This window comes from Stenotrophomonas sp. STK16_22, assembly GCF_051984505.1.
GTDB classification, from domain to species: Bacteria; Pseudomonadota; Gammaproteobacteria; order Xanthomonadales; family Xanthomonadaceae; genus Stenotrophomonas; species Stenotrophomonas maltophilia_A.
Genome location: NZ_CP196972.1, coordinates 3,877,463 through 3,903,845 on the forward strand (window position 1 = coordinate 3,877,463; position 26,383 = coordinate 3,903,845).

Sequence of the window (26,383 nt, forward strand, 5' to 3'; positions counted from 1 at the left end):
GCCCAAAGGCGCGCCTTTTTTTGCATCAGCGCGCGCCGCAGGCGTCCTGCACGCAGTGGCGATACTGCAGATCGCACATGACCTTCGAATTGCCTGCAGCCAGGCATTGCTGGCGCAGCTCTTCGCAGTACAGCCCGCCCCCACAGACGCCACCGGTCTGGGCGAACACCGCACCCACCAATGTTGCATAGATCAGTGCAGCAGCAGACAGTTTGTGCAACAGCGTGCTCTTCATCGCTCTCTCCATGTGCAAGTGTCCGAAAGTGGACCCAGCAACTGTGTTGATTACGACACGACAGGAACGTGACTCTGCTCACCTTCCACGACATTTCGGAATTCCCCTACAAAAAAAGAGGGCGGACCTTGCGGTCCGCCCTCCCGGTATTGCTATCGCACTTCGAACGATCAGAAGCGCTGGGTGTACTTCATGTACAGGAAGCGACCGACGTCGAAGCCACCGTAGTAGGCGAAGCTCGAGTTCGGCGCCGAGTACTGCAGCGCACCGCGGTGATCGAACACGTTGTTCGCACCCAGGGCGATGGTGGCATCCCACGGAGCCTTCCAGCTGACCTGCACGTCGTGGAAGGTGTTGGAGCCGGTGTGGCGCAGCGGATCCGGCTCACCATTGGCATAGTGGTTCGGGGCGTCGCACCATGCGTCGTCGATGCAGCTTTCCTTCATGCCCGAGTAGTAACGAGCAGTCCAGTTGACACCGAAGTCACCCAGCTCCCAGTTCACGCCCAGGTTCGAACGGACGCGGAACAGGCCCGGCTCACCAACGCGACCGATGGTGATGTTCTCACCCTTCTTGTTCTGGCCGGCTTCGTCGTACTTGGCCAGGTAGCTGGTCTGCCAGTCGATGCTGAACTTGCCGATCGACAGTTCCGGCAGGCGGTACTTGACACCCAGGTCGTAGCCTTCGGTCTCCATCGAGCCGAGGTTGGCCAGGCCGTAGGTCAGCGCCTCGATATGGCCATCGGCGGCACGGGTGACGCCTTCGCAGCGAGCTGCGTTGCCCAGCACGTAGCAGTCACGCAGGATGCGATCAACGCTGTCAGCGATGATCATGTTCTTCAGCTCGTAGCGGTACCAGTCGAGCGAGATGTCCAGGCCCTGCACCCAACGCGGGCTCCAGACCAGGCCAACCGTCTTGCTCTTGGAGGTTTCCGGCTTCAGAGCCGAATTCGAACCGCTGACGAACTGGTCCGGGGTCGCGCACGGGAAGGTGCTGCAAGGCGCGAAGCCCTGGCCGACCTGCACGTAGTTGGCCGGCACGCCAGCCCCGGCGCAGGCAGCATTGCCAGCGACGTTGCCCGGCGAGGTCGAACCGCACGGGTCGGTGTAACGCTCGAAGCTCGAGTTGGTGCCGCCGTACAGATCGTCGACGGTCGGCGCGCGGAAGCCTTCTGCGTAGGTACCGCGGACCAGCAGCTCTTCGATCGGGCGCCACACCAGGCCGAACTTCGAGTTGATCGTGTCACCGAAGTTGCTGTAGTCGGAGTAGCGGCTGGCGACGTTGAAGGTCAGTTCCTTGGCAAACGGCAGGTCCGACAGGATCGGCACGTTCAGTTCCAGGTAGAACTCATCCAGCGAGTAGTTGCCCGAGGTGGTGGTCGACGCCAGGCCGGTCGACTGGCCCGACTGACGGAAGGCGTCCGGCACGAAGCGGCCTTCTTCCTTGCGGTGCTCGTAGCCCATGGCCACGCCCAGGTCACCGGCCGGCAGCTCGAACAGCGAACCGGACAGGTTGGCGGTGTAGCTGGTGGTCTTGGTCACACCGGTGTCGGTGTAGGTCGGGAACAGGAAGTTCTGCAGATCACGGTCGGCAAGCGAGCCCTGGCCGTTGACGCCATACGGCAGCAGCGGGTTCCACGGACGGCACTGGCTCAGCGGGATCGGGTTGGCGGCGGTGCCGCACTGGGCAACACCCTGGCCGTTGATGAACGACTTGCCAAGTGCCTGCTCGGATGCGATCAGGCTCATGTCGCCGTAGCCGGTCTTGGTCAGCTCGTTGCGGTTCCACAGCGCACCGACGTCCCAATCCCAGGTCTTGCCGGCGAATTCGAAGAAGCCGCTCAGGCTCGGCGCGAAGCGCAGGGTCTTAAGATCGCTCTTGGTGGTACGCGGCACTTCCCACAGGCGGCGACGGAACTCGACGTCCTGACCGATCGGGTTGAACGCGCTGTCCTTCGACAGCGGGGTACCGAACGACAGCGACTGGTACGGGTAACCCGCGATCTGCTGGTCGGTGGTGCGCTGGTTGTACAGCACGTCAGCATTGAAGGTGATCGAGTCGGCCAGATCGTAGCTGCCGTTGACGTACACGGACTTACGCTCGATGCCGGTCTGCACCATCATCTGCTGGTTGGCATTGGAGTACTCGGCCGGGGTCAGCTGGTGGTAGTCGGCCGCATTCTTCGGGTCACCGCCCGGATTCAGGGTCATCCACTCCGGCTGCGGCTGGCCTGCAGCGCGCGGCTTGCAGTCGCCCCACACGCGCGGGTCGCACCAGGTGCTGTTCTGGCTCAGCGGGCTCCAATCACCGGAGGTGGTGTTCGGGCCCAGGCCGCCGTCGCGGCTGAACCAACGATCCTTCGCCCACACCGGATCCTGCTTGGAGTATTCGGCCGACAGGGTCACGCCGCCACGCTCGCCTTCGGAGCCGAGGGTGAACGAGTAGGTGTTGGTGTCGCCGTCGCCGCGGCCGTACTGGCCGACGTAGACGCTGGCTTCAGCACCGTCGAAGCGCTTGCGGGTGATCACATTGACCACGCCAGCGATGGCGTCCGAACCGTAGATGGCGGAGGCGCCATCCTTCAGCACTTCGATGCGCTCGACGGCGGCCATCGGAATCTGGCTCAGATCCTGGTAGCCGGCAGTGGTCGCGCCCAGGCGCTTGCCGTTCATCAGCACCAGGGTGCGCTGCGCGCCCAGGTTGCGCAGGTCGACGTAGTAGCCGCCAACGTTTTCGCCGGAGGACAGCGAGTCCGCACGGGAAATGGCCGGCGAACCTGCCGAGGTCAGGTTCTGCAGGACATCGGCGACGGTGGTGTAGCCCTGCTTTTCCAGGTTCTCACGGCTCAGGGTGAGGACCGGCTGCTGGGTCTCCATCGAGGCGCCGCGGATGCGCGAGCCCGTGATTTCGATGCGATCCAGGGTGGTCGCATCCTTTGCTTCCTGTGCAGAAGCAAAGGCGGGCGTCAGCGCCAACGCAATGCCAGCCGGCAGAAGGCCCAGCCGCACTGCGGGATTACGAACGTTCATCTATCTCTCCAAGGTACGTGTTAGCAGCGTGTTAAAACACCCCAGCACGTTACGATTGCGTTGCAGCGCTGTATTTGCGCGAACCAACCGGAGACTTTGCAGATTGTGGCGGCAGCAAGCCGCCGTTCTCCCTGAAGCGCGATGCGGACTGGCCGTAGCGGGCGCGGAACGCACGCGCGAAGCTGCAGCAGTTGTCGAAGCCACTGGCTGCAGCAACTTCGCCGACCATCATGTCGGTGTCACGCAGCAGGTCGGCAGCGCGCTCAAGGCGCAGCCGCGCCGAAAGCGACTGCGGGCTTTCCTCGTACAGGCTCTGGAAGGTCTTGGAGAGATACCAGCTGGAGAAGTTGGTCAGCTCGGCCAGTTCACCGATGCGCACCACGCGGTGGCTGTTGCCTTCCAGGTACAGGCGGGCGCGCTGCATGCGGCCGAACACCTGGCGCTTGCGGCTGCGCGAGCGCCCCGGGCAACGCTGCACGTTGTCGGCCAGCCCACGCTGCAGGCCCGCCAGGTGCAGCAGCAGCGGGCGCAGTGCCTGTGCCGGCTGGCCACTGGCCAGCGCATCGCGCCACAGGCGCAGCGCAACGCGGGCATCGCCACGGTTCATGCGGCCACGCCCGGCATACAGACCGCAATCGGCCATCTCGGCCAGCACGCGCAGCGCTTCGACCGTCAGGTTCAGGCCAACGCACAAGCCGTTGCGACCGGCCTGCACCAGCGGCCGCGACTCCTTCTCGAAGGCGATCCACTCGCCCTGGCGCAAGCGGAAGCGTCCTTCCTTGGCTTCCACCCAGGAGCTGCCGCGCACCTGCATCCACACAGTGAAGCTGCTGCCTGCGGTCTGCAGGCTGCCGAGCCGGGCCACGCCCAGGCAGGTCGGCGCAGCATCGTCGAGCGACCGGTCCAGAGAGACGGTTTGGCCGCGATCGGCCAGCGAGAGTTGACGCATGGGGGCACCACGGATTTGCCTAGTACAGGCCTCCGTTTTGCCAAATCAGGCGGCACCACGTCAGGAAAGTCAGACGAGATCGCCACGAATTCGCGGCGAGGTCGCCACGAAGAAATTACGAAGGCCCATTTCCGTTGAACAACAACAACTTGGAGAACGCCGGAAGCAGCGTCGGCGAGCGCTCGGGCAAACGCATCACACCGATGTCGGCACCGTCGCTGACCGCCATTGCCACGAACAGGGTGCGCCCATCGGCGCCGGCACTCAGCCCGTTGCCGGCACTGAGGCGTTCCGCATCCAGGCAGCGTTCCGGTTCCTCGCGCCCGGCCTGGATCAGCACCAGTGTCGTACCGCAGCGGGTGGACGTACCGAGATAGCCGATCGCACTGTTGCCGGCCACGGTCCAGGCCCGGTACCGCCACCGGCTGGGCTGGTCATCGCTGATCTGCTGCACGCTGCCTGGCGCCAGCGCCGCATCCACCGACCACAGGCCGCCTGCCGCCAGGCGGGTGAACAGCACACGCCCGCTGCTGCGATCGAACCGCGCCTGAGACACGCCCTCGATGCTGGCAAGGCGGCGCCAAGGCTGCACGCTTCGATCAAACAGGCTCAGCCGGGTCTGTTGCTGGTCATCGCGCTCGACTACCAGCAGCTGGTCCGGGTTTGCGCCGTACAGTGCCTGCAGCGGCTGCTCCGACGGTACCGGCAACGGCTGGACGCGTTCGTCACGTGGGGCGATCTCATAGACCACCGTGCGTCCGTGTTCGTCGCGCCCGACCACCAGCAACCGCCGGCTGTCGGCCGACCAGTCCGGTGCCTGACGTGCCTCAGGCCGCAATCCTTCGATAGGCCGCAGCGAATCGGGGCGCTCCATGTCCGCCCACCACAGCGCGAAGCTGCCTGAACGATCGGACGTGAACACCAGTTGGCGTCCATCCGGCGCCGCCATCGGCTGCCCATCCCGGCCGCTGGACGCAAACAAGCGCTGCGGGGGTGAACCGCCCTCCATCGGCACCTTGAAGATGCCGAACTGCGCGCGGCGGTGAACGAAGGCCAGCATGCCCGCGCGGCGCGCCGTCGCCGGCCATTGTGCGTCGTCGAGCCCGGCGTCGCGCAGCGTGCGGCTCTCGACGTCCAGGTAGTACAGGCGCACCTCACTGTCGACACGGCGTCCAAACACGATCGTCCGGCCATCACGCAACCAGGCCCAGCCACGCAGTTCAGCGGCCTCGTTGGTCAGCTGCTCGGGCGTGCCACCCGCGGCCGGCATGCGCCACAGGTCGCCCAGCTGCGGATTGCGCACGAATACCAGCCACTTGCCATCAGGCGAGTAGCGCGGCGCATAGTCGAAGTCATCCTCGGCGACACCGTAGTCCAGCGCCTCCCATTGGCCACTGGCCAGATCAAGCTTGCGGATGCCGCGATGGGCATAGCGCCCCACCATGCTGCCGAACACCAGACCACGGCCGTCCGGCGTCCAGTCGAAACTGAGCAGCTCGGTGCCATCGCACCGTGTGGCCTGGCGCAGGGCACCACCGGTCGCGCTGGCGATCAGCACCTGGCAACCGCCGTTGTTGCTGAACCGCGCGAAGGCGATCTCGCGTCCATCCGGCGACCAGCTCGGGAAGCGATCGACCGAGCCGGCCGGCGGAGCCAGCAGCTGCCGTGCAGGCGCGTTGCCGGAGGTCTGCACCTTGATCGCACCACCGCCCTGCCCGTCTTCGTTGGCGCCCTCATAGGCCACCAATGAACCATCGGGTGAAAGCGTGGGATAGGTTTCAAAGCCGCTGGTCGCGGTGATCAACCGATAGGGACGCTGCGGGCTGCCGATCACGCGCGTGCCGTTCTCCACGGCCGCGTCCACAGCTGAACTGCTGGCCGGTGCCCGCCGCAGCAGCAGCGCGGTCAGCACCACCACCGTGGCCAGCATCAGCACGCCCAGCACCAGCAGTACGCGCCGGCGGACGTGGCGCCAGCGGCGGCGCGATGCCTGCAGGTGTGGCGGCATCACCTCGGCGATGGCCATCGCCGGTTGAATGTCCACGATTTCGTCATCGGCTCCCGCCGGCGGCGCCGGCTCGACATCGTCCAGTACCTGCACCGGCACCAGCAGGCGATAGCCGGTCTTGGCGATGGTCTCGATATAGGCCTGGCCGTTGTCGTCGTCGTTGCTGAACGCCTTGCGCAGCTGGGTGACGGCCTGGGTAAGCACATCATTGGTCGGCAGCGTGTCCGGCCAGACTTCCGCGAACAGTTCATCGCGGGTGACAACACGCCCCGGCTGGCGCAGCAGCACACGCAGCACGCCCAGCGCCTTCGGCGTCAGCCGACGCGGGCGACGCGCACCGACGACCTCGACTTCGCGCGAGGACAGAGTGACAGTGCACTCTCCTATCCGGATCCGATCGAATCCGGGGGGCTGGTTTTCACTGCTGTTCATTTTCCGCTACACAGTAGAGACAGGTCCGGGGCAGCGTTTGCCTTCGATACCCTCCCGTCCTGGGAACAGCAAAAAGCCAGACTCCGCACAAAGCATCGGCGCATACCGCAAAAACAATGAAGCGGGCGAATACTAGCCTATGCGGGTTACCTCGCCTATCGCGTGGTCGACATCCAGGCTCTCTCTCGCCGACGCATTCACATAATCTGCTGCACCATTCGCGCCCTGCGGGGCGCGAAATTTTTATCTGGCGTTCATTTTCACATGCGCCGCAGCATGGTCAATCCAACCAGTCGCGAAACCACCAAAGCTACGTACATCACGCCTGAAAACTGCTCCAGCATGACCAAGGCGCGCGCCTGCGGATGCAGTGGCACAACGTCGCTCAAGCCAACACCCGAGAGCAAACTGAAGCTCAGATAAAGAAGCTCCATCCAGGTGCGCTGCGCGCCACCACCGGTGCCCTGGAAACTGCCCGGATACCATTGCTGGCACACGGCGAAAGCAAACGCGAAGGCCCACGCCAGCAACGTGAATGTCGCACCTGCTGCGAACAGTTCATCGCGGGTGACTTTATGGTCCTGGAGCATGTAGGCGATGAGCGCACCGGCCGTATAGAAGTACAGCAGGCTTTCCAGCAGCTGCGCGGTGGTCAGCAGCGCACTGCGATCCAGCAGTGCGCCGGCCAGCGAGAACACCACCGAAGGAATGGCCAGCAGCAGTGCCAGCCAGGTGCCCAGCGGACTGCGCTGGACCACCCACAGCGCCAGGCCGAGTACCGCCATGCCGAACATGCCCAGCGCCGCACGGCCGCCGGCGGTGTCATCAAGTGCGGGATACAGCAGCACCGCGATCAACTGGGCACCCAGCAGCCAGGCCGAAGGATGGCGGCGGGCAATGGCCAGCCAGCGGGTGGTGATGGCAACGGGCATGGCGTCCTTTCCCCAGGGTGATGGGCGGAGGATAGCCGGGAGCGGCGTGATGAGCGGTAGTGCCGGCCACTGGCCGGCACTCTCCCTGGTCCCACGCACGACGGAATGCCGGCCGACGGCCGGCACTACCCGTTACACGTCAGCCCTGGTGATAGACCTCGGCGCCGGCGGCGCGAAACTCCTTCGACTTCTCCTTCATGCCGGCCTCGGCGTAGTCGCGCACGTCCTGGGTGATCTTCATCGAACAGAAGTGCGGGCCGCACATCGAGCAGAAATGCGCCAGCTTGTGCGCATCCTTCGGCAGGGTCTCATCATGGAATTCCTTGGCCTTCTCCGGGTCCAGCCCGAGATGGAACTGGTCTTCCCAGCGGAACTCGAAGCGTGCCTTGCTCAGCGCGTTGTCGCGCACCTGTGCGCCGGGGTGTCCCTTGGCCAGGTCGGCCGCATGCGCGGCGATACGGTAGGCCATGATGCCGTCGCGCACGTCCTGGCGGTTGGGCAAGCCGAGGTGCTCCTTCGGCGTCACGTAGCAGAGCATGGCCGTACCAAACCAGCCGATCATTGCCGCACCGATCGCGCTGGTGATGTGGTCGTAGCCCGGTGCGATGTCGGTGGTCAGGGGGCCCAGCGTATAGAACGGCGCTTCGCCACACTCGCGCAGCTGCTTGTCCATGTTCTCCTTGATCAGCTGCATCGGCACGTGGCCGGGGCCTTCGATCATGGTCTGCACGTCGTGCTTCCAGGCGATCTTCGTCAGTTCGCCCAGCGTCTCCAGCTCACCGAACTGCGCAGCGTCGTTGGCATCGGCGATGCAGCCCGGGCGCAGGCCGTCACCCAGCGAGAAGGTCACGTCGTAGGCCTTCATGATTTCGCAGATGTCTTCGAAATGCGTGTAGAGGAAGTTCTCCTTGTGGTGTGCCAGGCACCACTTGGCCATGATCGAGCCACCGCGGCTGACGATGCCGGTGACCCGCTTGGCGGTGAGCGGCACATAGCGCAGCAGCACGCCGGCGTGGATGGTGAAGTAGTCCACGCCCTGCTCGGCCTGCTCGATCAGTGTGTCGCGGAAGATCTCCCAGGTGAGTGCTTCGGCGCGGCCATCGACCTTCTCAAGCGCCTGGTAGATCGGCACGGTACCGATCGCCACCGGCGAGTTGCGGATGATCCACTCGCGGGTCTCATGGATGTGCTTGCCGGTGGACAGGTCCATCACCGTGTCACCGCCCCAGCGGATCGCCCACACCAGCTTCTCCACCTCCTCGGCAATGCCCGAGGACACGGCGCTGTTGCCGATGTTGGCGTTGATCTTGGTCAGGAAATTGCGGCCGATGATCATCGGCTCGCTTTCCGGATGGTTGATGTTGTTGGGCAGCACCGCACGGCCGCGGGCGATTTCGTCGCGCACGAACTCCGGGGTGATGATCTTCTGGATCGAAGCGCCGAACGCCTCGCCCGGGTGCTGCTGCAGCAGGCCGGCATCGCGGATCGCGTCCAGCCGCTGGTTCTCGCGGATGGCGACGAATTCCATTTCCGGCGTGATGATGCCGCGGCGCGCGTAGTGCATCTGGGTGACGTTGGCACCTGCACGCGCACGGCGTGGCAGGCTGCGCGCGGGGAAGCGCACCGCATCGAGCTTCGGGTCATGCTCGCGATCGCGACCGAACGAAGAACTCAGTCCTTCCAGCCGCTCGGTATCACCGCGTTCTTCCACCCAGCCGCGACGCAGTGCCGGCAAACCAGCGGACAGATCGATGCGCACCTCCGGATCGGTGTACGGGCCCGACGTGTCGTAAACGGTCACCGGTGCATTCTCTTCGCCGCCGAACAAGGTCGGCGTGCGGGTCAGCGCGATCTCGCGCATCGGCACCTGCAGATCCGGGCGTGAACCGGGCACGTGGATCTTGCGCGAGCCGGGAATGGGCCGGGTCACGGATTCGGAGAGTTGCTGGGCCTGTTGCTGCAGGGCGGAGAGCTGTGCGTTCATCGGGCATCGTCCAGGAAGGTCAGGGACGAAGCGGCGGCGCACTGCTGCCGCGCCAGGACGGTCCTTGGGCGGAGTCCGGGCATGGCTGCACTGCAAAGCTTCCCTACGCCGGTATGAGCCGGATCAGGTTCCAAGGGACTGTCTCAACCGTGGCCACATGGCCGCGGTACCCCCGCTTCTTGGTGTGCATTAGAGCATAGAACGCACTGCAGCTCCTGGTGGTTCCATCCACGCACGGCGTGGATCTGCTGTTTCTGTATTAACAGAACCGTGACATCGCATTCAGTAACGTGCACGCGCATCGTGCCGCTGCGGCCGGTGTTTCCCCGCCGCCTCCGCGGCCCCTGCCCGGTCTGTGCTGCATGTCGCCGGCCCCTCGCAGCAAGCTCTGCTCGCTCCCCTCAATCCCTTGATCGGAGAAGCTCCTTCATGGTGTTTCGCGTTTCCATCGCACTGGTTCTGCTTCTGGTGCTGCTTGCCGGTGTTGCACCCGGCCCCTTCAATACCGTGGTGCAGTCGGTACTGGCCGATGTCATCCGCAGTGTCGGCTGGCTCTATCTTCTGGTCGTGTTCCTGGCGCTGACTTTCCTGATGTACCTGGCATTCGGTCGCTTCGGCAACCTGCGCATCGGCGGTGAAGATGCCGAGCCGGAGTTCTCGCGCGCCAGCTGGATGTCGATGCTGTTCGCCGCCGGCATGGGCATCGGCCTGGTGTTCTGGGGCGCCGCCGAGCCGATTTCCCACTTCACCAAGCCTCCAGAAGGCCTCGCACCGCAGAGCATGGACGCGGCGCGGGCTTCGATGCGCTATGCATTCTTCCATTGGGGTCTGCATCCATGGGCAATCTACGCGCTGATCGGCCTGGCGATGGCCTGGTTCCAGTTCAACCGCAATGGCCGTGGACTGGTCAGTGACATGCTGCAACCGATCATCGGCCGGCACCATCGCGGCTGGATCGGACGCGTGGTCAACATCGCCGCGGTTGTTGCCACTGCCATTGGCGTGGCCACCACGCTGGGGTTCGGTACCATCCAGATCGCTGCCGGCATGGAACGCGTGTTCGGCCTGCACGCGGGTGTGCCACTGCAGCTGACCATCATCGCCATCGCGTTCGTGCTGTACATGGCGTCCACCGCCAGCGGAGTCGAGCGCGGGGTGAAGTGGCTGTCCAACTTCAACCTTGCGCTGGCCGCGCTTCTTGCGGCCACCGTACTGGTGCTGGGTCCGACCGGATTCATCTTCGATACGTTCACCACCACACTGGGGTCGTACCTCAACCAGCTGGTGACGATGAGCCTGCGCATGTCGCCGTTCTCGGGCAGCACATGGGTGGCGGACTGGACCATCTTCTACTGGGCGTGGTGGATTTCCTGGGCCCCGTTCGTCGGCTCGTTCATCGCGCGCATCTCGCGTGGGCGCAGCGTCCGCGAGTTCGTCATCGGCGTCGTGCTGGCACCCACGGTGCTGGGCTTCTTCTGGTTCGCGGTGTTTGGTGGTACTGCGCTGTGGGCGCAGATCTTCGGCCACGCCGACCTGGTGCAGGCGCTGGGCAATGGCTATGAAACGGTGCTGTTCACCCTGTTTGACAGCATGCCGCTGCCCTTGCTGCTTTCCTGCATCGCACTGGTGCTGCTGATGATCTTCTTCGTGACATCAGCCGATTCGGCGGTGCTGGTACTGGCCAGCATGTCCACTGACGAGGCAGGCGATCCGCCGTTGAAGCGCAAGCTGGCCTGGGGCATCGCGGTGGCGCTGATTGCAGCGGCGTTGCTGCTGGCCGGTGGCCTGGATGCACTGCAGGGCATGATCACGATTGCGGCGTTGCCATTCGCGCTGCTGATGGTGCTGGTGATGGTGTCGCTGTACCGGGTGCTGGACCAGGAGTACACGCGCGAGCGGCGGCAGGCGCAGCGCCAGCGGCACATGATCGATGCGTGGATCGCGCGCGAGATGGCGGCTCAGGAGGAGACCCCGGCGGAGGCGGCGCGCGCGCACGATCAGGATTGAGTGGGTTTTGCAGCCTGCGGCTGCACCGCTTTTTCAAGCAAGTGCAAATTCAAAAGCCAGGGCAGCTCTGGGTTTCTGCTGGTTGGGCGGGGCGGTGTGGGTAGGCAGGACACGCCGTAAACCCGTCCCTGGGGGCTCGATGGCGCCATCCATGGCGCCAACGGTCCTGCCCACCCACACCGCCCCACCCCCGACAGGTTACGTGTGACGGTTGGTCCATCCACGCCATGCGTGGATGAGGTGTATCGGAAAACAAGAAGGGGTCGGATTCGTTTTCCTGTGGGAAACGGATCCGACCCCAACCCACAGCACGCGGCTGTTGCCGTTGCCTTTGCTCTTGATCTTCTTTTTTCTTTTCCTGCGGTGATGGACACGGAAACTATCCGTGGCCGGGCGGGTGGGCTGGGCGGGGGTGTCCGCGGCATGGATGCCGCGGCCAAGCCTCCAGGGACGGATTCACGGCGTCCCCCGACCAGCCCACCCGCCCGGCCCAATCACATGATCCCGCTTCCACGAACCATCACCGCGGAGGGGGCTGCGCCCGGTGGCCGGGAAACCTCAATACCCCGCCGCCTGCCCATCCTTTCGACTCTCAGACGCACCGTAGTAAACGCCGGATTCCGGATCACGCATGATCGCCTGATACCCGCCATACGGACCATCGGCGAACACGATGCGATGTCCCTTGCGCATCAACGCACGCACCGTCTCATACGGGAAGCCGGTTTCCAGATTCACCTCACCACCGTCGGTCATCGCCGTGGCCTGCCCGGTCGGTTCGGTCGAGCCTTCATGCTGGATGCGCGGTGCATCACCGGCTTCCTGCAGGTTCATGCCGAAATCCACCAGGTTCATCACGATCTGCGCGTGGCCCTGCGGCTGCATCGCGCCGCCCATCACGCCGAAGCTGGCGTACGGCTTGCCACCCTTGGTGATGAAGGCCGGAATGATGGTCTGGAACGGGCGCTTGCCCGGCGCATAACCGTTGGGATGATTCTTCTGCAATACGAACATCTCGCCACGGTCCTGCAGGATGAAGCCCAGCCCCGGCGGCACCATGCCGCTGCCCATGCCGCGGTAATTGGACTGGATCAGCGACACCATCATGCCGTCGGCGTCGGCCACGGTCATGTAGATGGTGTCGCCCTCTTCCAACTGCTTCGGCGTGCCCGGCTGCACTTCCTTCAGCGCCTTGTCCATCGAGATCAGCGCGCGACGTTGCGCGGCGTACTCCTTGGAGATCAGCTTCTGCACCGGCGCCGGCTGGAACGCCATGTCGGCATAGAAGCGCGCACGGTCGGCGAAGGCCAGCTTCTTCGCTTCGACAAACAGGTGCACGTGTTCCGGCGATCCGAACGGGATCTTCGAGAAGTCGTAGCCTTCCAGCACGTTGAGGATCTGCAGCGCGGCGATGCCCTGGCTGTTCGGCGGCAGCTCCCACACGTCGTAGCCACGGTAGTTGCTGCTGACCGGTTCGACCCACTCACCGTGGTGGTCGGCCATGTCCTGGTAGCTCAGGTAGCCACCGTTGGCCTTGAAGTAGTCGCCGATGGTGCGGGCGATATCGCCCTTGTAGAAGGCATCGCGGCCGCCGTCGGCGACCTTCTGCAGCGTGCTGGCCAGGTTCGGGTTCTTCCACATCTCGCCCTTGCGCGGGGCGTGGCCGTTGATCGTGAACTGTTCCTTGAAGCCCGGGTACTGCGACAGCTTGGGCACCGAGCGGTCCCAGTAGTAGGCGATCACCTCGGCCACCGGATGGCCCTCGCGGGCGTAGCGGATCGCCGGCGCCAGGTTGTCGGCCATCGGCTTGCGGCCGAAGCGGTCGTGCAGCGCGAACCAGCCGTCGACTGCGCCGGGCACGGAGACCGGCAGTGGGCCGGTAGGCGGGATGTCCTTCAGGCCACGGCGTTGGAACTCGGCCAGGGTCAACGACTTCGGCGAACGGCCCGAACCGTTGTAGCCATAGAGCTTCTGCGTCTTCGGGTCCCAGACGATGGCGAACAGGTCGCCGCCGATGCCGTTGCCGGTGGGCTCCATCAGGCCAAGCGCGGCATTGGCGGCAATCGCCGCGTCCACCGCCGAGCCACCGCCCTTCATCACGTCCAGCGCGATCTGGGTGGCCAGCGGCTGCGAGGTGGCGGCCATCGCATGCGGGGCGATCACCTCCGAACGGGTGGCGAAGGTGTGGCCGGTGATGCGGTCGGCGGCGGAAGACAGCGCGGGCACGGAGGCCAGTACAGCGGCGGCCAGCAGGGAACGGGCAAGGCGTCGGGACACGGTCGGGTTCCGATGGAAGGGTGGTCCCTCGATCTTCGCCGCTGCGGCCTTCATGCGGTATCGGGCAGAGGTCATGGACGTTGATCCTGGGATGGGGGCGGAAGGTCCGCACCCACCAAGGTGAAAATCCGCCGGATTCCGCGCAAAAACCGCGCTGAAAGGAGTGAATTCCGGTTCACCGAAACACTTTCAGCGGCAACCATCCTTGTGCCACAAGCGATTGCGCTGGATGCAGCGGAAACCGATAAAAATTCCATCGCGAGGGTTGACATCGCCGAAACGGCTGTGTTTCTCTCGATCACATGTTGCATCACAACACGCCACCGCGAACACACATCGTAGCCGCCGACACCGGCGCCGCCTCGCTGCGTTCGATTCTTGTGCTCGTACTTATTACCCAACCAACAGGTGCGGGACGAGCCAGCGTGTAAGCAACAAACACACCGGAACTCTTCAAAAACCCGCACCCGCCCCGGTGCGGGTTTTTTCATTTCAGGACCTGGTTTCAGACGCAACCACCATGCACAACGCCCAACGCAAAACCCGGACCCACACCACCACGATGCCTCGTGGTGGCTGTGCCTGTGCGATGCGCGGCGCCCCCTCCACCGCTTTCCCCTGACCGGCCGGCACGTCACCTCGACGACCGGCCGTTCTTTTTCTTCCCACCGCAAGGAACCTCCCCCATGAGCACCAACGACCTGCCCCAGACCAAGATCGCCGTCATCGGCTACGGCAGCCAGGGCCGCGCCCACGCACTGAACCTGCGCGAATCCGGCTTCGACGTGGTGGTAGGCCTGCGTCCGGGTGGCCCGACCGAGGTCAAGGCACAGGCCGATGGCTTCACCGTGAAAGCACCGGCCGACGCGGTGAAGGATGCCGACCTGGTTGCCGTGCTGACCCCGGACATGGTGCAGAAGAAGCTCTACGACGACGTGCTGGCCGCGAACATGAAACAGGGTGCGGTGCTGTTGTTCGCGCACGGCCTGAACGTGCACTTCGACATGATCAAGCCGCGCGAAGACCTGGATGTCGTGCTGGTCGCGCCCAAGGGCCCGGGTGCGCTGGTGCGCCGCGAGTATGAAATCGGCCGTGGCGTGCCGTGCATCTGGGCGGTCTACCAGGACAAGAGCGGCAAGGCGGCCGAGTACGCCCTGGCCTATGCGGCCGGCCTCGGCGGCGCCCGCGCCAACCTGATCCAGACCACCTTCAAGGAAGAGACCGAGACCGATCTGTTCGGCGAACAGGCGGTGCTGTGCGGTGGTGCCTCGGCGCTGGTGCAGGCCGGTTTCGAAACCCTGGTCGAAGCCGGCTACCAGCCGGAGATCGCCTATTACGAAGTGCTGCACGAACTGAAGCTGATCGTGGACCTGTTCTACGAAGGCGGCATCTCGCGCATGCTGGAGTTCATCTCCGAGACCGCGCAGTACGGCGACTACGTCAGCGGCCCGCGCGTGATCGACGCCGGCACCAAGGCACGCATGAAGGAAGTGCTGAAGGACATCCAGGACGGCACCTTCACCAAGAACTGGGTGGCCGAGTACGAAGCGGGCCTGCCGAACTACAACAGGTTCAAGCAGGCCGACCTGGAGCACCCGATCGAGAAGGTAGGCAAGGAACTGCGCGCCAAGATGGTCTGGTTGCAAGGACAGGCCGCGTAACCGCGCGGCCCTCCCCCACCCGCTTTGCAAGGTTCCCCCATGAACTCTTCGACACATCGCAGCGCGCCGCCCAACGGCGCGCGCTGGCTGACCCAGGCGCTGGAGGCCGAAGGCGTCCGCACGCTGTTCGGCTATCCCGGTGGCACCATCATGCCGTTCTACGACGCGCTGGTGGATTCGTCGCTGAAGCACATCCTGGTACGCCATGAGCAGGGCGCGGCGCTGGCCGCCAACGGTTTTGCCCGCGCCAGCAACCAGGTGGGTGTCTGCGTGGCCACCTCCGGCCCGGGCGCCTCCAACCTGGTCACCGGCATTGCCGATGCGATGCTGGATTCGGTACCGATGGTCTGCATCACCGGTCAGGTCGGCACGCCGCTGCTGGGCACCGACGCCTTCCAGGAACTGGATGTGTTCGGCCTGACGATGCCGATCGTCAAGCACAGCTGGCTGGTGCGCAGCGTCGATGACCTGCCGCGCGTGGTCGCCGATGCGTTCCGCATCGCCCGCGAAGGCCGGCCCGGCCCGGTGCTGATCGACCTGCCCAAGGACGTGCAGCTGGCCGATGCCAGTCATCTGCCAGCGCACGTGCCGAGCAGCATCGAGCCGCCGCCTGCGCCGGCCGAAGCGGCCATCGCCGAGGCCATCGCCGCACTGGCAGCCGCCGAAAAGCCGGTGGTCTACGCCGGTGGGGGCATCGCGCTGGGCGACGCGGTGCAGGACCTGCGCGACTTCGTCGAGGCCAGTGCCATCCCCACGGTGATGACCCTGCGTGGGCTGGGCGCACTGCCGGCCAACCACCCGCAGTCGCTGGGCATGCTGGGTATGCACGGTACCCGCGCGGCCAACATGGCGGTGCAGGAAAGCGACCTGCTGCTGGTGCTGGGTGCGCGCTTCGATGACCGTGCCACCGGCAAGCTGGCCGAGTTCGCACCGTTCGCCCGCGTCGTCCACATCGACGCCGACGCCTACGAGATCTCCAAGCTGCGCAGCGCCGACGTCGCCGTGCCCGGCAACGTCGGCCATGCCATCCGCGCCCTGCGTGCGGCCTTCCCCTCCCCCAAGGCCCACCAGGACGCATGGCGCAAGCGCTGTGCACAGCATCGCGATCGTTTCGCCGCACGCTACGACGCGCCGGGCCAGCACATCTACGCACCGGCCCTGCTGAAGCGCCTGAGTGAGCTGGCACCGGCCGATGCGGTGATCGCCTGCGATGTCGGCCAGCACCAGATGTGGGTCGCCCAGCACTGCCGTTTCAACCACCCGCGCAATCATCTGACCAGTGGCGCGCTGGGCACCATGGGCTTCGGCCTGCCGGCCGCGATGGGTGCGCAGTTCGCATGCCCCGAGCGCACCGTGGTGCTGGTCTCCGGCGACGGCAGCTTCATGATGAACGTGCAGGAGCTGGCCACCATCGCGCGTTGCCGCCTGCCGGTGAAGATCGTGCTGCTGGACAACAGTTCGCTGGGCATGGTGCGGCAGTGGCAGGAGCTGTTCTTCGCCGAGCGTTACAGCGAGATCGACCTGTCCGACAACCCGGACTTCGTGGCACTGGCACAGGTGTTCGGCATCGCCGCCACCCGCATCGACAACCGCGACGACGTGGAAGGCGGCCTGGCCGCACTGCTGGCCGAACCAGGCCCGGCGCTGCTGCACGTGGCCATCGATGCACGCGCCAACGTGTGGCCGCTGGTGCCGCCGAACACCGCCAACAGCACGATGCTGGAAAGCAACCCCGCCCATGCCCGCCAGGAGACCCCCAATGCAATACCGGCTTGACCTGGTGCTGCACCCGGCCGAAGGCGCGCTGCTGCGCGTGATCGGCATGGCCGAACGCCGTGGCTTCGCGCCGCGTGCGATCAGTGGTGCGCCGGTGGCCGCCGACGATGGCCGCTGGCACCTGCAGCTGGTGGTGGATGGCCAGCGTCCGGCGGAAACGCTGTGCCGGCAGATCGAGAAGATCTACGACTGCGTGTCCGTGCAGGTCACCGCCGTGGAAGGAGCATCCGTATGAACACCCGTACCGTAGCGACCACGGTGCCGGTACGGAGGCGTCTTCTTCGCCGCCCGTGCCCGCATGCGGCGGTCTTCTGCACTGCGCTGGTGGCCCATGCCGGCCGCTGACACCAGCCAGGAAAGCGATGTCGGCGACGTAAGCGTCGCCGACGTACTGGCGGCGCAGGCTCGTCTGCGCCGCTTCCTGCCGCCCACCCCGCTGCACCATGCCGAACGCTTCGGTACCTGGCTGAAGCTGGAGAACCTGCAGCGCACCGGTTCCTACAAGGTACGCGGCGCATTGAATGCGCTGCTGGCCGGCCGCGAGCGCGGCGATACCCGGCCAGTGATCTGCGCCTCGGCCGGCAACCATGCCCAGGGCGTGGCGTGGGCGGCCTACCGCCTGGACGTGCCGGCCATCACCGTGATGCCGCATGGCGCGCCCGCCACCAAGATCGCCGGCGTCGCCCACTGGGGCGCGACCGTGCGCCAGCACGGCACCAGCTATGACGAGGCCTACGCCTTCGCGGTCGAACTGGCACAACGCCACGGCTACCGCTTCCTGTCCGCGTTCGACGATGCCGATGTGATCGCCGGCCAGGGCACGGTCGGCATCGAGCTGGCCGCGCACGCGCCGGATGTAGTGATCGTACCGATCGGCGGCGGCGGCCTGGCCTCCGGCGTTGCGTTGGCGCTGAAATCGCAGGGCGTCCGCGTCGTTGGCGCGCAGGTGGAAGGCGTCGATTCGATGGCCCGCGCGATCCACGGTGACGTGCGCGAGATCGCCCCCGTTGCTTCGCTGGCCGACGGCGTGCGGGTGAAGATTCCCGGCTTCCTGACCCGCCGCCTGTGCACCTCGCTGCTGGACGATGTGGTGATCGTGCGCGAAGCCGAACTGCGCGAAACCCTGGTCCGCCTGGCATTGGAAGAACACATCATCGCCGAGGGCGCCGGTGCGCTGGCGCTGGCCGCCGGCCGCCGCGTCGCCGGCCGCCGCAAGTGCGCGGTGGTCTCCGGCGGCAACATCGATGCCGGCGTCCTGGCCGGCCTGCTCACCGACATCCGCCCGCGCCCGCCACGCAAACCACGGCGACGGCGCAGCGAAACACCGCGCTCGCCCGCCAAGGCCAGCGCCATCGCTTCCCCCACCTCTTCCCCTTCCCCCCTGCAAGCCGTCGCACCCGCTGTCGAGGAGATTTCCCTGTGACCACCATCGAACGAATTACCACCCCGCGCATCCGCATCTTCGACACCACCCTGCGTGACGGCGAGCAGTCCCCCGGCTGCAGCATGAGCCCGCCGCAGAAGCTGGTGATGGCGCGTGCGCTGGACGAACTGGGCGTGGACATCATCGAGACCGGCTTCCCGGCCAGCTCGCAGTCCGACCGTGAGGCGATGGCACTGATCGGCCGCGAACTGCGCCGCCCGAGCCTGACCCTGGCGGTGCTGTCGCGCTGCCTGCAGGCCGACATCGAAACCTCCGCACGTGCGCTGGAGGCCGCTGCCAACCCGCGCCTGCACGTGTTCCTGTCGACCAGCCCGCTGCACCGCGAGCACAAGCTGCGGATGACCCGCGAGCAGGTACTGGAGTCGGTACGCAAGCACGTATCGCTGGCCCGGTCCTATATCGACGATGTCGAATTCTCGGCCGAGGATGCCACCCGCACCGAGCTGGACTACCTGATCGAAGTCGCGCGTGTGGCCATCGCTGCCGGCGCCACTACCATCAACCTGCCCGACACCGTCGGCTTCACCACGCCGGAAGAGATCCGCGCGATGTTCCAGCAGGTCATCGCCGGCGTCGCCGACGTGCCGAATGCCGCCAATGTGATCTTCAGCGCGCACTGCCACAACGACCTGGGCCTGGCCGTGGCCAACTCGCTGGCCGCCATCGAAGGCGGTGCACGCCAGGTCGAGTGCACCGTCAACGGCATCGGCGAGCGCGCCGGCAACTGTTCGCTGGAAGAGATCGCGATGGTGCTGAAGGTGCGCCAGGCCTTCTACGAGCAGGACAGTTCGATCAACACCCCGCGCATCGTCGGCACCTCGCAGCTGCTGCAGCGCCTGGTCGGCATGCCGGTACAGCGCAACAAGGCCATCGTCGGTGCCAATGCCTTCGCCCACGAATCGGGCATCCACCAGCATGGCATGCTGCGCCACCGCGGCACCTATGAAATCATGCGTCCGGAAGACGTGGGCTGGGAGGATTCGCAGATGGTGCTGGGCCGCCACAGTGGCCGCGCCGCTGTTGAAGCGCGCCTGCGTGCGCTGGGCTTCTGGCTGGACGAAGACGAACTGAAGCTGGTGTTCGAGCAGTTCAAGGGCCTGTGCGAACAGCAGCGCGTGGTCACCGATGCCGACCTGCAGACGCTGATGCAGGGTGGCTCCAACGCGCAGGGCTATCGCCTGGCGTCGATGACCATCAGCGACGTCGGCAGCCGCGCCAATGCACTGGTCGAACTGTCCGACCCGGACGGCAACCGCGTAGCCGAGACCGCGCAGGGCGATGGCCCGGTCGATGCACTGTTCGGCGCGCTGTCGGCCGCTACCGGCGTGCAGCTGATGCTGGACAGCTACCACGTGCACAGCGTCGGCATCGGCGCCGATGCGCGCGGCGAAGCCAATCTGAGCGTGCGCCACGAGGGCGTGGAGTACGACGGCACCGGCACCAGCAAGGACATCATCGAAGCCTCCGCGCTGGCCTGGCTGGATGTGGCCAACCGCCTGCTGCGCCAGCGCCAGGCTGCCGCCCACAGCAACACCGACGTTGCCACCCCCGCCACCGCCTGAGGACCCCGCCATGAGCGCCTTCGACACCCCCACCCCGGCCAGCGCCGCTGGCCAGCAGTGGAACGCCCAGGATTATGCGATCGACGCCGGCTTCGTGCCGCTGCTCGGCGGCGCGGTATCGCGCCTGCTCGACCCGCGCGCCGGTGAACGCATCCTCGACCTGGGCTGTGGCGATGGCGTGCTCAGCACCGAGCTGGCGCTCAGCGGCGCGCACATCCACGGTGTGGATGCCTCACCGGAACTGGTGATCGCCGCGCGTGCGCGCGGCGTCGATGCGCAGGTGATGGATGGCCACGCGCTGTCGTTCGACAGTGAGTTCGATGCGGTATTCAGCAACGCAGCGCTGCATTGGATGAGCAACCCCGACCGGGTGATGGAAGGTGTGCGCCGCGCACTGCGCCCGGGCGGCCGCTTCGTTGCCGAGTTCGGCGGGCATGGCAACGTGGCCACGATCATCGCGGCGGTGCAGGCTGCACGCGCGGCCCATGGCCACGGCGCCAGCGCATTCCAGTGGTACTTCCCCACTGCCGATGCCTACGCCGACCGCCTGCGCCAGCATGGCTTCCAGGTGCAGCTGATCGAGTGCACGCCGCGCCCGACTGCTCTGCCGACCGGCGTGGCCGGCTGGCTGCGTGTGTTCGCCGCACCGCTGCTGGACGATCTGCCGGCCGAGGCACGCGCCACCGTGCGCGAGGCCGCCACCGTTCTGCTGGCCGAGCTGCCGCGCAACGCCAGCGGCCAGCCGCTGGCCGACTACGTGCGGCTGCGGGTGCTTGCCCGTCGCCGCTGACTTGACCGTTCCGTTTTCTTTACTGATGTTCGCTATTTCGTACTTCTGCCAGGCACACGCATGACTTCCGCACCCCGCACCCTGTACGACAAACTGTGGGACGCCCACGTGGTTGTCCCTGAATCCGACAGCGCGCCCGCCGTGCTGTACATCGACCTGCACCTGATCCACGAGGTCACCTCGCCGCAGGCGTTCACCGAACTGCGTGAGCGCGGCCTGTCGCCGCGCCGCCCGGATCGCACCAAGGCGACGATGGACCACTCCACGCCGACCCTGCCGGCCTCTGCCGACGGCACGCTGCCCTACGCCAGCGCCGCCTCTGAAGCGCAGGTCGCCACGCTGGCACGCAACTGTGCCGAGCACGGCATCGAGCTGTTCGACATGGCCTCGGACAACCGCGGCATCGTCCACGTGATCGCGCCGGAACAGGGCTTTACCCAACCCGGCATGACCGTCGTCTGTGGCGACAGCCACACCTCCACCCATGGTGCGTTCGGTTCGCTGGCGTTCGGCATCGGCACCAGTGAAGTCGGCCACGTGCTGGCCACGCAGTGCCTGCTGCAGCGCAAGGCGAAGACGCTGGCGATCACCGTTGATGGGCCGCTGGCACCCGGCGTTGGCGCCAAGGATGTGGTCCTGCACATCATCGGCGTGATCGGCGTCAATGGTGGCACCGGCCACGTCATCGAGTTCCGTGGCAGCACCATCGAAGCGATGGACATGGAACAGCGCATGACCCTGTGCAACATGTCGATCGAGGCCGGCGCACGCGCCGGTATGGTGGCCCCGGACCAGGTCACCTTCGACTTCGTCGCCGCGACCCCGCGCGGCCCCAAGGGCGCCGACTTCGACGCCGCCGTGGCACGCTGGCAGCAGCTGCGCAGCGATGACGGCGCGCATTTCGACAGCGAAGTGCACATCGACGCTGCCGACATCCGCCCGACCCTGACCTGGGGCACCCATCCGGGCACCGCGATCGCAGTGGATGCGCCGATTCCGGCGGCCAACGATGCCGCCGCACAGAAAGGCCTGGACTACATGCATTTCCAGGCCGGCAAGGCGCTGGCCGGTACACCCGTGGACGTGGTGTTCGTCGGCTCATGCACCAACGGCCGGTTGAGCGACATGCGCGAGGTCGCACAGGTCCTGCGCGGCCGTCGTGTCGCTGACCGGGTGCGCATGCTGGTGGTGCCCGGTTCGGAAATCGTCAAGCGCGAGGCCGAGGCCGAAGGCATCCATGAGATCGTGCGCGCGGCCGGCGCCGAATGGCGCGAGCCGGGCTGTTCGATGTGCATCGCCATGAACGGCGATCTGGTCGCTCCCGGCCAGCTGGCCGTGAGCACCAGCAACCGCAATTTCGAAGGCCGCCAGGGCCCCGGTTCGCGCACGCTGCTGGCTTCGCCGATGAGCGCCGCCTGGGCCGCGGTGAACGGGCACGTCGCCGATACCCGCGAACTGTTCGCACAGGAGGTGGCGTGATGGCCGGTTTCCGTACCCTGACCTCGTCCAGCGTGGTACTGGCGCAGACCAACATCGACACCGACCAGATCATCCCGGCGCGGTTCCTGTCCACCACCGAACGTGCCGGCCTCGGCCGCAACGCGTTCAATGACTGGCGCTGGCAGGCCGACGGTTCCCCGGTGGCCGACTTCGCCTTCAACCAGCCACACAACGCCGGCCGCAGCATCCTGCTGGCGGGCCGCAACTTCGGCTGCGGTTCCTCGCGCGAGCATGCACCATGGGCGCTGACCGACCTCGGCCTGCGTGCCATCGTCAGCAGCGAGATCGCCGACATCTTCCGCGGCAACTCGCTGAAGAACGGCCTGCTGCCGATCGTGCTGGACGAGGCCGATGTGCAGGCGCTGATGCAGCGCCCGGACGACGAGCTGACCATCGACGTGGCCGCGCGCGAACTGCGCACGCCAGATGGTCGCGTCTATTCCTTCCCGCTGGATGGCTTCTCGCAGACCTGCCTGCTGGAAGGTGTCGACCAGTTGGGGTATCTGTTGGGCCGTGTCCCTGAAATCGAACGCTACGAGAGTGAGCATGCACGCTGAAATTGTTGTCCTGCCCGGTGATGGCATTGGCCCGGAAGTGGCCGCCGCGGCAGTCGCCGTCCTGAAGGCCGTCGCCGAACGCTTCAACCACACCTTCACCTTCAGCGAGCACGACATCGGTGGCGTCGCCATCGATCGCCATGGCGAGCCACTGCCCGCCTCTACGTTGACCGCCTGCCAGGCCGCCAACGCCGTACTGCTGGGTGCAGTCGGCGGCCCGAAGTGGTCCGACCCGAATGCCAAGGTGCGCCCGGAGCAGGGCCTGCTGGCGATCCGCAAGGCGCTGGGCCTGTATGCCAACCTGCGCCCGGTGCGTACCCATGAAGCCGCCCTGCACGCCTCGCCGATCAAGGCCGAGCTGCTGCAGGGGGTGGACTTCGTGGTGGTGCGCGAGCTGACCGGCGGCATTTACTTCGGCGACAAGACCCGCGACGCCGACAGCGCCAGCGATCTGTGCCGCTACACCGTAGCCGAGATCGAGCGCGTGCTGCGCAGTGCGTTCCGTCTGGCGCAACAGCGTCGCGGCAAGGTCACCTCGGTGGACAAGGCCAATGTGCTGGAAACCTCGCGCCTGTGGCGTGACGTGGCCGCGCGCATCGGCCGCGAGGAGTTCCCGGACGTTGCGCTGGAGCACCAGCTGGTCGATTCAATGGCGATGCACCTGCTGGCCAAGCCGCGCGAGTACGACGTGATCGTCACCGAGAACATGTTCGGCGACATCCTCACCGATGAGGCGTCGATGCTGGCCGGCTCGCTGGGCCTGCTGCCCTCGGCCTCGCTCGGCGAACCCGGTGCGGTCGGCATCTACGAGCCGATCCATGGTTCGGCCCCGGACATCGCCGGCAAGGGCATCGCCAATCCGTACGCGACGATCTTCAGCGCCGCGATGCTGCTGCGCCATTCGCTGGGGCTGGAAGCGGAAGCCGCCGAGGTGGAAGCCGCCGTGCACGCCGTGCTGGACGATGGCGTGTTCACCGCCGATCTGGCGGCGAAGGGCCAGGCCGTCAGCACCGCTGCCGCCACCGACGCGGTGCTGGCCAAACTCAACTGATCCGATAGCGCCACGCCATGCGTGGCGCCCCTCCCTTTGGACATTGTGCGCAGCCACCCATGGGGTGGCTCTACTGTAGATCCACGCCATGCGTGGATGCGCCATCCGTGCCAACCAAGGTTGGCACCCACCACCGCAGTAGAGCCACGCCCTGCGTGGCTGCTTTACTTGGTGGTGTAACCGCCATTGACGAGGATGGTCTGCCCAGTCATCCACCAGCCATCGGTCACGAGGAAGCGGATCCACGGCACGATGTCGGCGATGTCGGTCAGGCCGGTGCGGGTGAAAGGCGACAGTGCCGCCGCGGTCTTGTGGTACGCCTGCGCATCGGCACTCTCGGCCGGATAGAAGAACGGCGTGTCCATCGGACCGGGGCCGATCGCGGTCACCGAGATGCCACGCTCACCGAACTCCTTGGACGCCGCGCGGGTGAAATGCTCGACCGGTGCCTTGGTGCCGGCATAGCTGGAATAGAACGGCGTGAACGCACCCAGCAACGAGGTGACCAGAGTGCAGATGCGGCCGCCGTCGTTGACGTGGCGGCCGGCCTCCCTCAGGAAGAAGAAGGCAGCCTTGGCATTGACCGCGCTCATCTCGTCGTACTCGGCTTCGCTGATCTCCAGCATCGGCTTCTTCAGCACTTTGCCGACGGTATTGATGGCGATGTCCGGCCGGCCGACTGCAGCCACGGCATCGGCGAACAAGCGCTCCATCGCTGCGGCCGAAGTCAGGTCGCCCTGCAGCGCCACCGCCTTGCTGCCAGCGGCCTGCACGGCGGCGACCGTTGCTTCCGCATCAGCCTGGGTGGCGGCACTGTTGTAGTGGATGACGATGGCTTTGGCGCCCTGGCTGGCGAAATCGCGGGCGATCAGTCCGCCCAGGTTCTTGGCGCCACCGGCGATCAGCACGGTCTTGCCCTTGAGGGAATGGTCGGTCATGGCGTTTGTCTCAGGAGGGGGCTGCCCGGGGTGGCAACCCTGCCCTGACGACGATATCGTGCAGAAAATGCGGATAAAGCCCGCCACATTGACTTAACTTTCCAGAGTAGGCGAACAATGGACCGGATCGATCGCTTCCGCATCTTCACCCGGGTGGTGGAATGCGCCAGCTTCACCCGCGCCGCCGACCAGCTCGGCCTGCCCCGCTCCACCGTTTCCGCGGCGGTGGCCGAGCTGGAGCAGCGGCTCGGTACCCGCCTGCTGCAGCGCTCGACCCGGCGGGTCTCCACCACCCACGACGGCGACGTGTTCCATGCCCGCTGCCTGCGCCTGATCGCCGAAGTTGAAGACGCCGAATCGCTGTTCCGGCAAGTCGATGCGCAGCCGGTGGGCCTGCTGAAGATCGATGTGCCCAGCCGGATCGGCCGCCGCATCCTCGCCCCGGCCCTGCCCGACTTCTTCGCGCGCCATCCACAGGTGGAAGTGGACCTGGGCATGACCGACCGCGCGGTGAACCTGATCGAAGACGGCTGTGATGCGGTGCTGCGGGTCGGCCAGCTGGGTGACTCCAGCCTGGTGGCCCGCATGCTGGGACAGCTCGACTTCGTCAACGTCGCCGCGCCGGCCTACCTGCGCGAACACGGCGTACCGCAGCATCCTGCCGACCTGCAGCAGCACCGCGCGGTGAACTACGCATCGCCGACCACGGCGCGGGTGGAACCGTGGGAATGGCAGGACGGTGGCCAGCTGCGCACGCTGCCGATGCCTGGCTGGGTACGGGTAAACAGCGCCGAGGCCTCGATCGCGTGCTGCGTGGCGGGGCTCGGCCTGCTGCAGATTCCGCGCTACGACGTGCAGGCCGAACTGCAATCTGGTGCGCTGGTGGAAGTGATGCCACAGCACGTGGCGCAACCGCTGCCGGTGACCCTGTTGCAACCGCATCGGCAGCACCGCGCGCAACGCGTGCAGGTGTTCATCGAATGGCTGTTGCCGGTGCTGCGGAGCGGCCTGCAGCTGCAGTAGATCCACGCCATGCGTGGATGCGTGCAACAGTGCCAACCAAGGTTGGCACCTACCAGGGCCAAGACCCGCTGCGGTAAATCCACGCCATGCGTGGATGCGTGCATCAGTGCCAACCAAGGTTGGCACCTACCAGGGCCAAGACCCGCTGCGGTTAATCCACGCCATGCTTGGATGCGTGCAACAGTGCCAACCAAGGTTGGCACCTACCAGGGCCAAGACCCGCTGCGG

General features: G+C 66.0%; 19 protein-coding genes and 1 riboswitch. Of the genes, 11 read left to right on the plus strand and 8 right to left on the minus strand.

Features of this window, described 5'->3' with window-relative positions:
- Window positions 1-25: 25 nt before the first annotated feature.
- The 6 genes from ACSYAO_RS18005 to thiC all read right to left on the minus strand — a co-directional run bounded on the left by ACSYAO_RS18005 (window position 26) and on the right by thiC (window position 9,569).
- Window positions 26-235, minus strand: coding sequence for a hypothetical protein (locus ACSYAO_RS18005; RefSeq protein ID WP_032128398.1), 210 nt, complete (start codon window positions 233-235; stop codon window positions 26-28).
- 170 nt (window positions 236-405) lie between these two features.
- On the minus strand, window positions 406-3,264 hold the full coding sequence (locus tag ACSYAO_RS18010; protein WP_049400560.1) for a TonB-dependent receptor: 2,859 nt from the start codon (window positions 3,262-3,264) through the stop codon (window positions 406-408).
- Between the two features lie 49 nt (window positions 3,265-3,313).
- Window positions 3,314-4,213 carry a helix-turn-helix transcriptional regulator gene (locus ACSYAO_RS18015; protein WP_032128400.1) on the minus strand — a complete coding sequence of 300 codons (900 nt, stop codon included), beginning with the start codon at window positions 4,211-4,213 and terminating at the stop codon, window positions 3,314-3,316.
- 115 nt (window positions 4,214-4,328) lie between these two features.
- Complete coding sequence (locus ACSYAO_RS18020; protein ID WP_049461386.1) at window positions 4,329-6,653, minus strand: winged helix-turn-helix domain-containing protein; 2,325 nt, start codon at window positions 6,651-6,653, stop codon at window positions 4,329-4,331.
- A 260-nt stretch (window positions 6,654-6,913) separates the two neighbouring features.
- Window positions 6,914-7,585, minus strand: coding sequence for an ion channel (locus tag ACSYAO_RS18025; RefSeq protein WP_032128402.1), 672 nt, complete (start codon window positions 7,583-7,585; stop codon window positions 6,914-6,916).
- A 139-nt stretch (window positions 7,586-7,724) separates the two neighbouring features.
- Entirely contained in the window at window positions 7,725-9,569 is a 1,845-nt protein-coding gene (gene thiC / locus ACSYAO_RS18030; RefSeq protein WP_049461385.1) for a phosphomethylpyrimidine synthase ThiC, read from the minus strand.
- Window positions 9,570-9,651: 82 nt separating this feature from the next.
- Window positions 9,652-9,753, minus strand: a riboswitch (TPP riboswitch).
- Between the two features lie 245 nt (window positions 9,754-9,998).
- On the opposite strand from thiC, the gene ACSYAO_RS18035 reads away from it, so the two are divergent.
- Complete coding sequence (locus ACSYAO_RS18035) at window positions 9,999-11,576, plus strand: BCCT family transporter (protein ID WP_049461383.1); 1,578 nt, start codon at window positions 9,999-10,001, stop codon at window positions 11,574-11,576.
- Between the two features lie 558 nt (window positions 11,577-12,134).
- Here the strand turns inward: ACSYAO_RS18035 and ggt are convergent.
- Window positions 12,135-13,928: a gamma-glutamyltransferase gene (gene ggt / locus ACSYAO_RS18040; protein WP_223224664.1), complete on the minus strand. Its 1,794-nt coding sequence runs from the start codon at window positions 13,926-13,928 to the stop codon at window positions 12,135-12,137.
- Window positions 13,929-14,539: 611 nt separating this feature from the next.
- Here ggt and ilvC point away from each other — a divergent pair.
- From ilvC to leuB, 9 genes are all read left to right on the plus strand, one after another.
- Window positions 14,540-15,514 (plus strand): ketol-acid reductoisomerase, encoded by a 975-nt coding sequence (gene ilvC / locus ACSYAO_RS18045; RefSeq protein WP_014038401.1) that lies wholly within the window; start codon window positions 14,540-14,542, stop codon window positions 15,512-15,514.
- Window positions 15,515-15,553: 39 nt separating this feature from the next.
- Window positions 15,554-17,290, plus strand: a complete 1,737-nt coding sequence (ilvG, locus tag ACSYAO_RS18050) for an acetolactate synthase 2 catalytic subunit (RefSeq protein ID WP_049462520.1) — start codon at window positions 15,554-15,556, stop codon at window positions 17,288-17,290.
- The gene (locus tag ACSYAO_RS18055) at window positions 17,274-17,525 is read left to right on the plus strand and encodes an ACT domain-containing protein (protein ID WP_014038403.1); all 252 of its coding nucleotides are present in this window, start codon (window positions 17,274-17,276) and stop codon (window positions 17,523-17,525) included. Before ilvG ends, ACSYAO_RS18055 begins: the two co-directional genes overlap by 17 nt.
- A gap of 96 nt (window positions 17,526-17,621) precedes the next feature.
- Window positions 17,622-18,713: a threonine dehydratase gene (locus tag ACSYAO_RS18060; RefSeq protein WP_049462521.1), complete on the plus strand. Its 1,092-nt coding sequence runs from the start codon at window positions 17,622-17,624 to the stop codon at window positions 18,711-18,713.
- Window positions 18,710-20,296: a 2-isopropylmalate synthase gene (locus ACSYAO_RS18065; RefSeq protein ID WP_049462523.1), complete on the plus strand. Its 1,587-nt coding sequence runs from the start codon at window positions 18,710-18,712 to the stop codon at window positions 20,294-20,296. Before ACSYAO_RS18060 ends, ACSYAO_RS18065 begins: the two co-directional genes overlap by 4 nt.
- Window positions 20,297-20,306: 10 nt before the next feature.
- On the plus strand, window positions 20,307-21,086 hold the full coding sequence (locus tag ACSYAO_RS18070) for a class I SAM-dependent methyltransferase (RefSeq protein WP_049462526.1): 780 nt from the start codon (window positions 20,307-20,309) through the stop codon (window positions 21,084-21,086).
- A gap of 60 nt (window positions 21,087-21,146) precedes the next feature.
- Entirely contained in the window at window positions 21,147-22,565 is a 1,419-nt protein-coding gene (leuC, locus tag ACSYAO_RS18075) for a 3-isopropylmalate dehydratase large subunit (protein ID WP_049462528.1), read from the plus strand.
- Window positions 22,565-23,143, plus strand: coding sequence for a 3-isopropylmalate dehydratase small subunit (gene leuD, locus ACSYAO_RS18080; RefSeq protein WP_006390726.1), 579 nt, complete (start codon window positions 22,565-22,567; stop codon window positions 23,141-23,143). The genes leuC and leuD overlap by 1 nt, the downstream gene beginning before the upstream one ends.
- Window positions 23,133-24,194 (plus strand): 3-isopropylmalate dehydrogenase, encoded by a 1,062-nt coding sequence (gene leuB / locus ACSYAO_RS18085; protein WP_049462530.1) that lies wholly within the window; start codon window positions 23,133-23,135, stop codon window positions 24,192-24,194. Before leuD ends, leuB begins: the two co-directional genes overlap by 11 nt.
- Before the next feature lie 164 nt (window positions 24,195-24,358).
- Here leuB and ACSYAO_RS18090 read toward each other — a convergent pair whose 3' ends face one another.
- Window positions 24,359-25,132 carry an SDR family oxidoreductase gene (locus ACSYAO_RS18090; RefSeq protein ID WP_049462531.1) on the minus strand — a complete coding sequence of 258 codons (774 nt, stop codon included), beginning with the start codon at window positions 25,130-25,132 and terminating at the stop codon, window positions 24,359-24,361.
- Between the two features lie 117 nt (window positions 25,133-25,249).
- Here ACSYAO_RS18090 and ACSYAO_RS18095 point away from each other — a divergent pair, with 117 nt between their 5' ends.
- Complete coding sequence (locus ACSYAO_RS18095; RefSeq protein ID WP_049462533.1) at window positions 25,250-26,155, plus strand: LysR family transcriptional regulator; 906 nt, start codon at window positions 25,250-25,252, stop codon at window positions 26,153-26,155.
- Window positions 26,156-26,383: the final 228 nt, after the last annotated feature.

Excerpts from the sequence above, each read along its gene's own strand:
- ACSYAO_RS18005 (WP_032128398.1), bottom strand. The coding sequence starts at position 235 with ATGAAGAGCACGCTGTTGCACAAACTGTCTGCTGCTGCACTGATCTAT.
- ACSYAO_RS18010 (WP_049400560.1), bottom strand. The coding sequence starts at position 3,264 with ATGAACGTTCGTAATCCCGCAGTGCGGCTGGGCCTTCTGCCGGCTGGC.
- ACSYAO_RS18015 (WP_032128400.1), bottom strand. The coding sequence starts at position 4,213 with ATGCGTCAACTCTCGCTGGCCGATCGCGGCCAAACCGTCTCTCTGGAC.
- ACSYAO_RS18020 (WP_049461386.1), bottom strand. The coding sequence starts at position 6,653 with ATGAACAGCAGTGAAAACCAGCCCCCCGGATTCGATCGGATCCGGATA.
- ACSYAO_RS18025 (WP_032128402.1), bottom strand. The coding sequence starts at position 7,585 with ATGCCCGTTGCCATCACCACCCGCTGGCTGGCCATTGCCCGCCGCCAT.
- thiC (WP_049461385.1), bottom strand. The coding sequence starts at position 9,569 with ATGAACGCACAGCTCTCCGCCCTGCAGCAACAGGCCCAGCAACTCTCC.
- ACSYAO_RS18035 (WP_049461383.1), top strand. The coding sequence starts at position 9,999 with ATGGTGTTTCGCGTTTCCATCGCACTGGTTCTGCTTCTGGTGCTGCTT.
- ggt (WP_223224664.1), bottom strand. The coding sequence starts at position 13,928 with ATGACCTCTGCCCGATACCGCATGAAGGCCGCAGCGGCGAAGATCGAG.
- ilvC (WP_014038401.1), top strand. The coding sequence starts at position 14,540 with ATGAGCACCAACGACCTGCCCCAGACCAAGATCGCCGTCATCGGCTAC.
- ilvG (WP_049462520.1), top strand. The coding sequence starts at position 15,554 with ATGAACTCTTCGACACATCGCAGCGCGCCGCCCAACGGCGCGCGCTGG.
- ACSYAO_RS18055 (WP_014038403.1), top strand. The coding sequence starts at position 17,274 with ATGCAATACCGGCTTGACCTGGTGCTGCACCCGGCCGAAGGCGCGCTG.
- ACSYAO_RS18060 (WP_049462521.1), top strand. The coding sequence starts at position 17,622 with ATGCCGGCCGCTGACACCAGCCAGGAAAGCGATGTCGGCGACGTAAGC.
- ACSYAO_RS18070 (WP_049462526.1), top strand. The coding sequence starts at position 20,307 with ATGAGCGCCTTCGACACCCCCACCCCGGCCAGCGCCGCTGGCCAGCAG.
- leuC (WP_049462528.1), top strand. The coding sequence starts at position 21,147 with ATGACTTCCGCACCCCGCACCCTGTACGACAAACTGTGGGACGCCCAC.
- leuD (WP_006390726.1), top strand. The coding sequence starts at position 22,565 with ATGGCCGGTTTCCGTACCCTGACCTCGTCCAGCGTGGTACTGGCGCAG.
- leuB (WP_049462530.1), top strand. The coding sequence starts at position 23,133 with ATGCACGCTGAAATTGTTGTCCTGCCCGGTGATGGCATTGGCCCGGAA.
- ACSYAO_RS18090 (WP_049462531.1), bottom strand. The coding sequence starts at position 25,132 with ATGACCGACCATTCCCTCAAGGGCAAGACCGTGCTGATCGCCGGTGGC.
- ACSYAO_RS18095 (WP_049462533.1), top strand. The coding sequence starts at position 25,250 with ATGGACCGGATCGATCGCTTCCGCATCTTCACCCGGGTGGTGGAATGC.